This is a genomic window from Nostoc sp. (assembly GCF_036917355.1).
Lineage (GTDB): Bacteria > Cyanobacteriota > Cyanobacteriia > Cyanobacteriales > Nostocaceae > Nostoc.
Genome location: NZ_JBALDP010000027.1, coordinates 18895 through 31234, shown reverse-complemented (window position 1 = coordinate 31234; position 12340 = coordinate 18895). Strand labels below are relative to the sequence as shown.

The 12340-nt window shown below is 43.9% G+C and carries 10 protein-coding genes; 5 read left to right on the top strand and 5 right to left on the bottom strand.

Annotated elements, in window-relative coordinates:
- Nucleotides 1-648, top strand: a 648-nt coding sequence (locus tag V7K53_RS08145) for a WD40 repeat domain-containing protein (RefSeq protein WP_335197053.1), incomplete at its 5' end; no start/stop codon positions are given.
- Nucleotides 649-744: 96 nt separating this feature from the next.
- On the opposite strand, the gene V7K53_RS08140 is transcribed toward V7K53_RS08145, so the two are convergent.
- From V7K53_RS08140 to V7K53_RS08130, 3 genes are all read right to left on the bottom strand, one after another.
- Nucleotides 745-1341 carry a molybdenum cofactor guanylyltransferase gene (locus tag V7K53_RS08140; protein WP_335197052.1) on the bottom strand — a complete coding sequence of 199 codons (597 nt, stop codon included), beginning with the start codon at nucleotides 1339-1341 and terminating at the stop codon, nucleotides 745-747.
- Nucleotides 1338-3395, bottom strand: coding sequence for a thioredoxin domain-containing protein (locus V7K53_RS08135; protein WP_335197051.1), 2058 nt, complete (start codon nucleotides 3393-3395; stop codon nucleotides 1338-1340). The genes V7K53_RS08140 and V7K53_RS08135 overlap by 4 nt, the downstream gene beginning before the upstream one ends.
- 245 nt (nucleotides 3396-3640) lie before the next feature.
- Nucleotides 3641-3823, bottom strand: coding sequence for a hypothetical protein (locus V7K53_RS08130; protein WP_335197055.1), 183 nt, complete (start codon nucleotides 3821-3823; stop codon nucleotides 3641-3643).
- Nucleotides 3824-4273: 450 nt separating this feature from the next.
- On the opposite strand from V7K53_RS08130, the gene clpP reads away from it, so the two are divergent.
- Both clpP and V7K53_RS08120 read left to right on the top strand, forming a co-directional pair.
- Nucleotides 4274-4885, top strand: coding sequence for an ATP-dependent Clp endopeptidase proteolytic subunit ClpP (gene clpP / locus V7K53_RS08125; protein WP_335197050.1), 612 nt, complete (start codon nucleotides 4274-4276; stop codon nucleotides 4883-4885).
- A 496-nt stretch (nucleotides 4886-5381) separates the two neighbouring features.
- Nucleotides 5382-5855, top strand: a complete 474-nt coding sequence (locus V7K53_RS08120) for a hypothetical protein (RefSeq protein WP_335197049.1) — start codon at nucleotides 5382-5384, stop codon at nucleotides 5853-5855.
- A 393-nt stretch (nucleotides 5856-6248) separates the two neighbouring features.
- Here V7K53_RS08120 and V7K53_RS08115 read toward each other — a convergent pair whose 3' ends face one another.
- Nucleotides 6249-7220, bottom strand: a complete 972-nt coding sequence (locus V7K53_RS08115; RefSeq protein WP_335197047.1) for a hypothetical protein — start codon at nucleotides 7218-7220, stop codon at nucleotides 6249-6251.
- An 80-nt stretch (nucleotides 7221-7300) separates the two neighbouring features.
- Nucleotides 7301-8185, bottom strand: coding sequence for a hypothetical protein (locus V7K53_RS08110; protein WP_335197046.1), 885 nt, complete (start codon nucleotides 8183-8185; stop codon nucleotides 7301-7303).
- Nucleotides 8186-9262: 1077 nt separating this feature from the next.
- Here V7K53_RS08110 and V7K53_RS08105 point away from each other — a divergent pair.
- Nucleotides 9263-11617 carry a ribonuclease R family protein gene (locus tag V7K53_RS08105; RefSeq protein WP_335197045.1) on the top strand — a complete coding sequence of 785 codons (2355 nt, stop codon included), beginning with the start codon at nucleotides 9263-9265 and terminating at the stop codon, nucleotides 11615-11617.
- A gap of 17 nt (nucleotides 11618-11634) precedes the next feature.
- Nucleotides 11635-12255 (top strand): flavin prenyltransferase UbiX, encoded by a 621-nt coding sequence (locus tag V7K53_RS08100; protein WP_194042094.1) that lies wholly within the window; start codon nucleotides 11635-11637, stop codon nucleotides 12253-12255.
- The last annotated feature ends 85 nt before the right edge of the window (nucleotides 12256-12340 follow it).

Genomic DNA, 12340 nt, shown 5'->3' with positions numbered 1-12340 from the left:
CTGTGGAATGTAGAGACAGGCAACGAAATTCGCACCCTCAAGGGGCATAATAACTCTGTCAGGAGCGTGAGTTTTAGCCCCGATGGCAAGATTTTAGCTTCTGGCAGTGGCGACAAGACGATCAAACTGTGGAATGTAGAGACAGGCAACGAAATTCGCACCCTCAAGGGGCATAATAACTCTGTCAGGAGCGTGAGTTTTAGCCCCGATGGCAAGATTTTGGCTTCTGGTAGTGAAAACACCACAATCAAACTCTGGAAAGTAGAGACAGGGGAGGACATTCTTACCCTCAAGGGGCATAATAACTTTGTCAATAGCGTGAGTTTTAGCCCTGACGGCAAGACTTTGGCTTCTGGTAGTGGTGACAAGACGATCAAACTGTGGAATGTAGAGACAGGACAAGAAATCCTCACCCTCAAGGGGCATGATAACTATATCTATAGCGTGAGTTTTAGCCCTGACGGCAAGACTTTGGCTTCTGGCAGTTATGACAACACAATCAAGCTCTGGAATCCAGATTCCAGGAATCAAGAGTTAGAGCCTCTAATAGAGCGTAGTTGTGATTGGGTACACGGTTATTTAGAGAATAATCCTAATGTCAGCAAGAGCGACAGGCACTTGTGCGACGGTATTGGCAGGCAAAAATGAAACCAATTCGCAATTCGCAATTCGCAATACTCGCCTTTGGCGAGAAGCAAGCTACGCAATTAAATTTTTAACGTGCGCCTCTGTTGGAGACTGATGTTAACTTAAAGCCAAGTCTTCTGGTGTATTACAGTTAAACAGCATTTCGGGTTTTGCTAAAGGCAAAACTTCTACAGGATATTGCCGCAGCCATTGCTGAAACGATCGCCCCCCTTGGTTGATAAACTCTAAAAGTTGGGGCAAACAGCGACGGCGATAGAAGCCACACAGAGGTTCCCAACCTTTGGGATGATCGGCTAAAGCTGCGATCACATTATCTCCCACGCTATCAAGTCTAGTTATCCAATCTTGCAACACCTCAACCCGCAACCTCGGCAAATCGCAAGCTAGCAACAGCACCCATTCTGTCTCTACTTCGGCTAGTCCTTGAGCAAATCCAACTAAAGGCCCGTGGGCTAAAGATTCTCCAGATAAAGGTACTTCTCGGATAAACTGACAACCAGGTAAAAGCAAGTCTTGATAACGTTCTGGCCAGGGAGTGACTACATAAACAACATCAGCACAGCTTTGAGCAATCCCACAAACTCGCTGTAATAACGGCACTCCTTGAATGGGAATCAAGGCTTTATCTTGACCCATCCGAGAACTTTTACCGCCTGCTAATACAATTGCTGTTAATTCGCTTCTGGTCGTCATCCTCTATTCTGACTTTTCTCCACTTGCTGCAATAAATGCTCTACATTTTCGGCTGGTGCAAGACACTTCAAGCCTTGGCAAACTAAACCAACACTTCCCTCTGGCAAATCAGATGTTATGGCAAACACAGCCACTGGTAAATATTTGGGAATCAAAGCGTTGATTTGCTCAGTTGTGCTACGAATCAAGGTAGAATTACGATACCAATCCAAGGCTGTAAATAAGCTGGGACAAGCTTGAGGAGCGCGCTCCATTACACTCTTAAAAGCTTTCAAACCAAGTTCCGCTAAATCCAAATAATCGAGATTATCGGTGAGTAAGGTGAGACGGACAAGATTAGCGATCGCAATTCCATTAGCTGATGGTGTCGCATTATCTGCGTAACTACGCTCTCTGACAATTAAATCTTGACTAGAGTCGCTTGATGTGTTATAGTAACCACCTAATTCTACACTCCAGAGAAATTCGTTAAATTCATCTTGGATAGCGATCGCATTTTCTAACCATTCCTTATGCTCAGGGTTGCAAGCTTGTAAATCCAAGAGAGCTTTAACAAACAAAGCATAATCTTCAGACTGAGCTAAAACAGTTGGTTCTCCTTGATAGTTGAGTCTCTGGAAACGCCCATCGACAAACTGATTTTCCAAAATAAAATTCGCCGCTCGTGCTGCTAATTCCAAATACAAAGGTTGTTGGAAAACTCCAGCAGCCCTAGCTAGCCCAGAAATCATCAAGCTATTCCAGGCGACAATCATCTTTGTATCTGTCACCGAGGGAATGCGACCTGGCCAGTTAGTAGTTTTTGCTTCCTGATTGTTACGAGCCGGGGGAAAAGTTTCTAACAACTCAGGATTAACGCCATAACGAGCGGTAAAAAGCTTACTCAGTGCGGTTTCTAGCGTTGCACTCAGTTGACCTGAATTCCGTCTTTGCAAAACATTATGTCTTTCAAAGTTGCCGTTAGGCGTCACCGTAAACTGTTGTTGTAATTCCGTTAATTCTTCAGGCGTTAACAGTTGTTGTAATTCGCTGTAACTCCAGACGTAAAAGGCTCCTTCTTCTGGTTCTACCGCCGTTGGTTCAGTGAAGCTATCGGCATCTTGAGCAGCATAGAAGTAACCTTCAGAGGCGGTCATCTCTCGTTTCAGCCATTGTACCGTTCCAGCAATTGCCCTCTCAAAGGCTGGCTCTTCTACTCCTGCACTCCATAAACAAGCCAGATACTCGACAATTTGTCCATTGTCGTAAAGCATCTTTTCAAAGTGGGGTACTGTCCAAGTCGGGTCAACAGTGTAGCGATGAAAACCACCGGCTACATGGTCATAAATGCCGCCCAGCGCTAAGTCTAGTCCCCGTTGGGTGCAAACTTGCCTGCCATCATAGCGAGATTCAAAATTAAATCGAGTTCCTCGCAGAGCTAATTCTGTATAGGGAATCATCGGAAAACTGTTACCAGATTGATTAGGAGTAATTACACCTGTACTAGTTTCCCAACCTTGGCGGAGTAATTCATGGTCTTCAAGCTCGGTTGTTGTACCGTCTTGCAACACCGCAGACGTGAGCAGAGACTCAATAATTAAGGCTTTACGTTGTTGTAATTCTTGTTTTTCTGTATCGTAATAACGGCGAAGCGCTTGCAACACCTGCAAAAATCCCGGACGACCATAGCGCGGGTCTACAGGGAAATAAGTACCAGCGTAAAACGGCACTAAATCTTCTGGGGAAAGAAAAATATTTAAAGGCCAACCTCCTTGACCGCTCATCATCTGCAAAGCTTGCATATAGATGCTATCGAGGTCTGGTCTTTCTTCCCTGTCTACTTTGATGGGAAGATAATTGGTATTCATGTAGTCAGCGATCGCAATATCAGAAAAAGCCTCGCCTTCCATCACAGTACACCAGTGGCAACTAGAATAGCCAATGGAAAGAAAAATCGGTTTATTTTGCCCCCTTGCAGTTGCAAGTGCTTCATCACACCAGGGCCACCAATCAATTGGGTTTTCGGCGTGTTTGCGGAGATAGAGGCTCTTAGCTTCAGCAAGGCGATTAGTCATAATCAAACGCAAGTAGTTGCCTTCTTTGCTCAGTCTACCCTGTTCTCAGGAGTGTGAGCCTAGACAGCTATATACATTAAGTAAGAAACTCAACGAGCGAATTATCCCTTTGTTTTTAATCTCGCCTAAGTAAGTTGGTGTAAAAAATGCAGTTTTGTAGTCAGCGCTAACTACAAGGGAAGCATCTATATAATTGGGTTTATTTACGCCTACTTACTTATACCTATGCAACTTATGAAACATTCTTATTGAAAAGATCGCAATAGCAAGCTAACAATATTTGGTGGCGTTTCTTGCATAGGTGATGCTGTCTTTGTTTGCATTAAAGTATTAGGGCTAAGTCCTGCTATCAGATGGAGCAAGAAGGTGATGATGGCAGCTTGTATAAGTTTTTCCAGCATGGCACGTCTCTTGTGAATGGATAGCATTTCAACTACGATTGGTTATTCTAAATACACCTCGTACTCCCGATTTACCGAATCTAACAAAAATAACTTGATAAATGCCGAAGGAAATCCTAAAAAAATGTTTAAAATGTTACTGCTAGTTAACATAATTCCCTAAGCAAATCGGATCTCGGTTATCGGTCTAGTCAATATATCGCCAAGGTTGTACAGCAAAGTCCGAGATATAAAATTGGCGACAATTGAAGTTTTTTGATTTATTCTTCCCTAAACCGGGATATTTTCTTAGACAACTTTTGTTGCTAAAAAGTGCCCTTGGAGGTTGAATCTATTGCAAAAGCACATTTTGCCCCTTTGTTGAATTAGACAGAATAGCCAAGATTTACTTATATCTACCTGGCAATAGTAGAGATCAGCCCCAGTTTCGTGCTGTCACCGATAAAATGTATTTAAAGTAGCCACAAACACGCTTCCATGATTCCTATCGTTATTGAACAATCGGGTCGAGGTGAACGCGCCTTTGACATCTACTCACGGCTGTTACGTGAGCGCATCATCTTTTTGGGACAACAAGTTGATAACAATATTGCCAACTTGATTGTTGCCCAACTGCTGTATTTGGATGCTGAAGACCCGGAGAAAGACATTTATATGTACATCAATTCTCCCGGTGGTTCGGTGACGGCTGGTATGGGCATTTTTGACACTATGAAGCATATTCGCCCTGATGTCTGTACAATTTGTACCGGATTGGCGGCGAGTATGGGTGCTTTTCTCCTCAGCGCGGGTGCTAAGGGTAAGCGGATGAGTCTACCCCATTCTCGGATTATGATTCATCAACCTTTAGGCGGCGCTCAAGGACAGGCGACTGATATTGAAATTCAGGCGCGGGAAATTCTGTACCACAAGCGGCGGCTAAACGACTATTTAGCTGAACATACAGGTCAACCAATTGAGCGCATTGCTGAAGATACTGAACGTGACTTTTTCATGTCACCAGAGGAAGCCAGGGACTACGGTTTGATTGACCAAGTGATTGACCGTCACGCCGCTGGTAGCCGCCCAGCCGTTGCTGCTGTTAATTAATAGTCACGATTGGTAAATAGTGATTTACCACTTTTAATTCCCTTAAACCCCAAAAATAGCCCCTTTTCATCAGTGAAGAGGGGTTATTTGACTTAAAAACTCGATTTTAAAGGGTCAAGATCCTATATTTCGAGATGAAGGTAGTCTCGATCCGGTAGCAGATATTGAAGAAATTCCAACTTTTAATCGTCTGAAGATACACATTTCAATCCTGACATAGGATCGTCAAAAGTTGGGAATAACCATAATTTATCGCTCTACAATAGCCTCAAAAGTAGTTTGCTGGAGTAGAGCAATGTTATCAAAACAAACTTTTTGTGACTAAATAATACCAAGCAATTTGAATTTTATTTTCAACTTCATACTATTAAAGTCTTTTTCAGACTGTATTTTTTTTATTAAAAGCTTAATTTAGATTTAGGTTACAAAGACACTAAGTCATTTTGTACAGTGTGTAATAACAAAAATCAATCATTTATTTTCAGGAAGAAACATCATGAATTGCTTAAAATCAAGTCTTAAGCTAACCTTGTTAACTTTATTGACTTGTGGATTGGTTTCCCCAGCTTTTGCAACACCCGATAACGACAATAGCATTTTTGCAGCGGATTTCGAGGGGAATTTGAATAGTGGTCAAGGATTTCTTCAGATCAAAGGCGATGTGACCACCACCGATGACTTAGAGGACTTTAGAAAAGTGCTACTCACGGGGCGGTCTAACTTACGTTTAAGACTGGAAGGCGTTGCCCCGAACGGAGGACGGACAGATTTGTTATTAGTTAGGGATTCAAACAACAATGGTCAAATCGATCGCAATCAAGGCGAAGTGATTGGCCAAAGTCGCGATTCATTTTCCCACCAAATTACACGCCAGAATCTAGCCGCAGGAGATTACTTCGTCATTATCCGGAGCAGACAGTTTAGCTCAAACAAAGTTCAGTATCAAGTCAGTGTAGATGCACGGGTGTAGTCAATCCTGTAAACTTGCCGTTCAAAAGCGCGATCGCGCTTTTGATTCTCGACTCAGGAGGGTATTTTTCCCTCGTTAACCCTAACCCACTAATTGTCTACTTTGTCAATGCATAAGTTCTAGACGAGTCAATTCTGGATAGCCCAGGTGCGGCATAATTTCAATTCGCACACTAGGCATAGTCAATGACAGTTTTTATTTCCGCTCAAATACTATCTTTGGCAACTTCATATTAGTTATTACTAGAAGTTATGCAAGAATTGCTAAAAAGCTTAATTTATCGAACCGCCTTTTCTGCGAGAGGCTTTCGCCAACGCGCAGCGTATCGAAGAGAAGAGCGCCGAGAATTCGTAGAGTGTGCGTAAGTCTTAATTACAAATGACAAATGACTAATCAAAATCCCACTATTGGGTCTGGCTGAGATTGTAAGTATTTGAGGAATCCGTGTAATTCTTCTTCAGTTAGCAAAGTCCGCCCGCGCTTACCGTAGGTTTCAATCAGATGTTCCCGTCCCTGTTCTGGTGTCCAGCCTAAACGCTGAAGTTCGACATCTGTTTTAGCAATTACATCTGATAAATCTACGGGTTTAGCTTTCTTCTTTCTCTTTCCTGTCACTGACGGGGTAGTAGCATTTTCTTGAGGGCTGTAACTCCGGGGTGTAAATGGTGTGACATTATTGGCAGAAATTGCCGGAAAGGTTTGATTTTCTGGCTGGTTATCAAAGGTTATTTCCAAGTTTTCAACTGGCGGATCGAATTCTAGCTCCTGCTTGGCAGTCACAGGAAAGTTTTGACCTAAATTCTGACTATAGGTATCGCTTGGTAGGGGCGCAGCATTGCTGTAACCGTTAGGCAAATTCTTACTTTGCTTGCTAGAAGTTTTTATAACATACTTCTGTTCTTCCTCTTTCATCCAACATAACCGTTCGATTTCAGTATTAATTTGCCTCTGCTGTTGTGTCCAACATAACTGCTCAATGTCAACATTAATTTTGGCAGTCACAACTTCATCTAATGGTTGAAATTCAAGGTATTGAAGGAAGTCTAGTAATTCTACTTGCGTCAGTAAAGTACGCGATCGCTTCCCATAAGTTTTTTTGAGATGTTCTCGTCCTTGCTCTGTTGTCCAGCCTAATCGCTGCATTTCTACATTAGTTTTGGCAATCAGAACTTCTTCTAATGGTGGTGTCGGTTGAGATGCAAGGTATTGGAGGAAGTCTAGTAATTGTACTTCTGTCAGCAAAGTACGCGATCGCTTCCCATAATTTTTTATGAGATGTTCCCGTCCCTGGTCTATTGTCCACCCTAGTCGCTGCATTTCAACGTCTGTTTGAGCAATTACCTCAGAAAAATTCACAGGTTCCATAGCTTGGTTACAGTTTCAAGAGCCTACGTTATTAGTCATTAGTCTTTACAAATGACTAATGACCAATGACAAATGACTAATCAAAATCCCGCTATTGGGTCTGGCTGAGATTGTAAGTATTTGAGGAATCCGTGTAATTCTTCTTCAGTGAGCAAAGTCCGCCCGCGCTTACCGTAGGTTTCAATCAGATGCTCCCGTCCCTGTTCTGGTGTCCAGCCTAAACGCTGAAGTTCGACATCTGTTTTAGCAATTACATCCGATAAATCCACGGGTTCAGTTTTCTTCTTTCTCTTTCCTGTCACTGACGGGGTAGTAGCATTTTCTTGAGGGCTGTAACTCCGGGGTGTAAATGGTGTGACATTATTGGCAGAAATTGCCGGAAAGGTTTGATTTTCTGGCTGGTTATCAAAGTTTATTTCCAAGTTTTCAACTGGCGGATCGAATTCTAGCTCCTGCTTGGCAGTCACAGGAAAGTTTTGACCTAAATCCTGGCTATAGGTATCGTTTAGAGGCGCAGCATTGCTGTACCCGTATTGTTCGTTACTACTTGTTACTACTTCTGGTTTGATGTTCCGTTCTTTGGAAGGCGGTATAGAGATTTCTTTGTCGCTGACTGCTGGCCACTGACTACTAACAAAATCCTCAGCTTTTGGAGAGGAATAAGCAGCAGGCTCACTCAATCCACCTTTAGTATTCAAGGAAGGATTTACCTGTACTGGTGAAACTGGATTTGAGGTCAACGCCACTGATTCTGGTGGCGCGTTTGTAATACCCAAAACTATCAGCGCCCTGGTTCTGGCTTGGTCTTCTGCGGCTTCTACTGTTTCTGCTGCTGCCATACCCGTAGCACGGGTTACGCCTTCAATTTGCACGCTTGCCCGAACAATATATTTTCCTTGAAAAATTTGCACTAATTCAGAAATCAAACTGCCCTGGGGATACAAGCTCTGGAATTGAGCCAACATAATACTGCTACCAATCTAAATATTTTTAATAACGGGGTTGATACTGCCTGTATATTCAAGCGAGATGGTTGCCCTTACTTTAATTTACATCCACTCGATACTCAGGATGCCTGCCAATATTGCATTTATTCATTTTTAATTGCTTACTATGTATCATCAGTTTCTTGGCAGGCGATGAGTAGGTATAATTCTCTGCTCTGAGCCGTCAAGGTGATATTCTTGCTTTGCCTGGTGTCCCAATTGTAGCAGTAGCTCTTTTTTGACGAAATTTTTAGCGAGTGCTAACTTATCTGGGTAGTCTTGTTTGCAATGCTATACTGATTACCCAACTCGATATCTAGAACTATTTTCTGGAAGTGCGCTCTAAATCTACAATAATGGAGATAAGGTTCGCCCTCGCTGCTTATTAAGCTGCTTACCTAATTGTTACCGATTCTACATGTGGGAAAATTGGGTTCACCAGCAGTTCCTCCTAGTTAAAAATCAGAGTCTAATGGCGTAAAATTACCTTCTCTCTAGACAATCAAACACCTGTAGTTTCCACGCCACTTGACGGCAGTTGCTCCACTTGGGGAGACCCCAAGACCGCACTGCCTCCTCCACTTGGGGAGACCCCAAGACCCGTTCGGGTTCGGCAGTCCCCCATCGACGGGAACCGCCAAGACGGGGGCTGCCTCACCGCAGTGGCTCCCCTGCATAGCGCTTTTGGGCAGTATGGATTCTCTAAACCCAGCTTCTCAAAAACCCGTCGCGTAATTACCTAGCGGGGCTAAATTGTAATCAGGCGTGCAATCTTAAGTTTGGTTAGGTGAAGGGAGTTGAACGCAGGCGAATTCTGAGAGCATCGTGCAGTGAGAAGTTCGTAAACACCCAGAGTTGTCCGTGGGTCGGCTTCTTTGCCAAGGAACTGTGGGAGTAGTTTCCCACTCTTACTGGGTCGGGTTTCCTTTCCTTAGAACTTAGGAAGCTTGCTTCAGGGCAATTAGTTTCCAGCTTGTTTCTGTAAGCCGTGAGGGTATACAGAAAAGAACCAGATTAAACAACAAATGATGTTTTGACCAAAGGTCGGTTCACTGCATGGAATTTTCAATCGCTACACTCCTTGCCAATTTCACCGATGATAAATTGGTAGCTCGGAAGGTTTTAGAAAAGAAACTTGGCTGTGAAGATGAAAAAAGTTTACAAAAACTTCACATTGCCTTAGATGTTCTTGAAAAAATCGGTATTTTAGTGAAGGAACGGGGCAAGTACCGCCGTGTCTCAGAAGAGGGAATAATCGAGGCAAAACTCCGTTGTTCTAGTAAAGGCTTTTGCTTTGCTATTCAAGATGTGGAAGGAGCCGAGGATATTTACATCCGCGAAAGTCATCTGAGTAATGCTTGGAATGGCGATCGCGTTTTGGTGAGAGTTCTGAAAGAAGGCAGTCGCCGTCGCTCTCCTGAAGGGGAGGTGAAGCTGATTCTGGAACGTTCTAACCACACTTTACTGGCACGAATTAAGCAAGTAGAAACTGGTTTTCGGGCTGTGCCTTTAGACGATCGATTGCTGTTTGAACTCAAGATTCAACCTAACGAGGCAAAGTTAGAAGAAGCGATCGATCATCTGGTTCATGTGGAAGTTTTGCGTTACCCATTGGCACAATATCCTCCCCTTGGTCGAGTGGTGCAAATCCTCGGCAGTGATGCCGAAGCCGCTGCTGATATAGATTTAGTTACGTGCAAACACGACCTTTCCCGGACTTTTCCAGATAATGTTCTAGAAGCAGCTGCCAAGTTGCCCAAAAAGCTCCTCAAAGCAGACCTGAAAAATCGGCTAGATTTGCGTAATTTATTTACTCTCACCATTGAAGGGGTAAATAGCGATACTAAAATTATCGAAAACGCTTTTAGTTTAGAAAAAAACTTAGCCGGAAATTGGCTTTTGGGCGTTCATATCACCGATGTTTCTCACTATGTCCAACCTGACGAAGCCTTAGATAGAGAAGCACTCAAACGAGGCAAATCAGTGTATCTAGGAGAATTGGTGTTGCCAATCTTGCCCCCAGCTGTAGCAGAACGCTGTTCTTTAGTACCTGGGAGCGATCGCTTAACCATCTCTTTTTTAATTACCATCGATCCCCAATCGGGAGAAGTGCTGGAATGGGAAATTCAACCCAGTGTCATCAATGTCGAGACTGCACTGACTACTGAACAAGCCCAAGCAATTCTCACAGGTGAAGCTCAAGATAAATCATCACAGGTTTCCCAAATACTGCAAGACCTCCAAGCCTTGCAAACAGCTGTGAAACAGGTACGCTTAACTCGTGGTAGCCTCCAGTTGAATCTGCCACCTAGCCAAAACGCCTATTATGATGAGGGGATTCTCGGCGCTGTGGTGGTGAATGATTTACCAGTGCGATCGCTACTCACGGAGTTGGTACTGTTAGTTAATCAACTGTTCGCAACTCACTTAAATGCTCTTGGTGTTCCCGCTATCTGGCGAGTTCAAGGTACTCCTGATGTTGAAGATGTCCAGGAAATGCTGAAATTGGCAGTCAATTTAGGCGTTGACCTCACATTAGATCCAGAAGTCGATATCCAACCCTTAGATTACCAACATTTGACCACAGCTTTTGCTGAATCTCCTTCTGAGCAAGTTCTTACTTACTTATTACAAGATACACTTAAGCAGTCTGCATACAGCACCACCAAAGGATCTCACTTTGGTCTGGCACTACCGCAATATGTCCACTTTAGCGCTCCCTTGCGGCGTTTTCCAGATTTGCTGATGCAGAGAGTGTATTACACGCTACTCGAAAACGGACGCGATCGCCGCAATACCCGTGTCAGAGAGCGGGTTAACCTACGCCACTCCTCCAGCCACGAGGAAATTAACTGGAACGTTTTACCCCCAGAATTGCAACAAGAACTGCAAAGCGATTTGACTAGGGTAATTGTCCAAATCAACGACCGAGAAAAAGAAGTCCAAGAAGCCGAAGCCGATTTAGCTGGACTGCAAAAAGCCCAACTGATGAAGCAACGCATCGGCCAGGTATTTCAAGGCGTAATTACTGGTGTTCAATCCTACGGTTTCTTTGTGGAAATTGAAGTCCCAGCCGCCGAGGTAGAGTCCAGCAGTAATTCTGGTGTGCCTTTGCGGGTAGAGGGATTGGTACACGTCAGTTCTCTCAAAGATGATTGGTATGAATATCGCGCCAGACAACAGGCACTATTTGGGCGCAAAAATCGCGCTTCTTATCGACTAGGCGATCGCGTCGCCGTCCAAGTTAAGAGTGTCGATTACTACCGTCAGCAAATTGATTTGGTGACAGTAGGCAGCGATGGCGTCGCCAAAGGTTTAACTGGCAATGATTCTCGTGAAGACCTTTCAGACCTCTACTTACCAAATGATATGGAGCCTGATGACCTAGATCCTTACTCTGAGGACGAGTAAAATCCACTACAACTTACGTGTCAAATAACACCAAACCTTTAATTTTAGGCGTATCGGGCGCATCTGGTCTGATTTACGCTGTTCGCGCGATCAAATTTTTGCTAGAAGCGGAGTATAGCATTGAATTGGTTGCCTCTAAATCAACTTACATGGTTTGGCAGTCAGAACAGGAAATTCGGATGCCACCAGAACCAACCGGGCAAGAACAATTCTGGCGAGAGCAAGCTGGAGTTGCACTTTCGGGAAAACTCCGCTGTCATCCTTGGAGCGATGTTGGAGCCGGGATTGCCAGTGGTTCCTTTGCCACTCTGGGGATGATGATTATTCCATGCAGCATGAGTACAGTAGCAAAGCTAGCGGTTGGCTTGAGTTCCGATTTACTAGAACGGGCAGCGGATGTCCAACTCAAAGAAGGGCGAAAGCTGGTTATTGTCCCACGTGAAACCCCTTTTAGTCTCATCCACCTGCGTAACTTAACCTCTTTAGCAGAAGTTGGAGTGAGAGTTGTCCCCGCTATTCCTGCCTGGTATCACAATCCCCAAACCATCGAGGATTTAGTTGATTTTGTAGTTGCCCGTGCTTTAGATCAACTAGATATTGACTGTATTCCAATTCAGCGGTGGCAAGGTCGTCGCTAACACCCTGAGTGGATTTATTGTAAATTTCACAATAGTCCTAAAAAGGTAATGATAGAGATGGCTGATAGTGTCAGTAGTCAGCGAA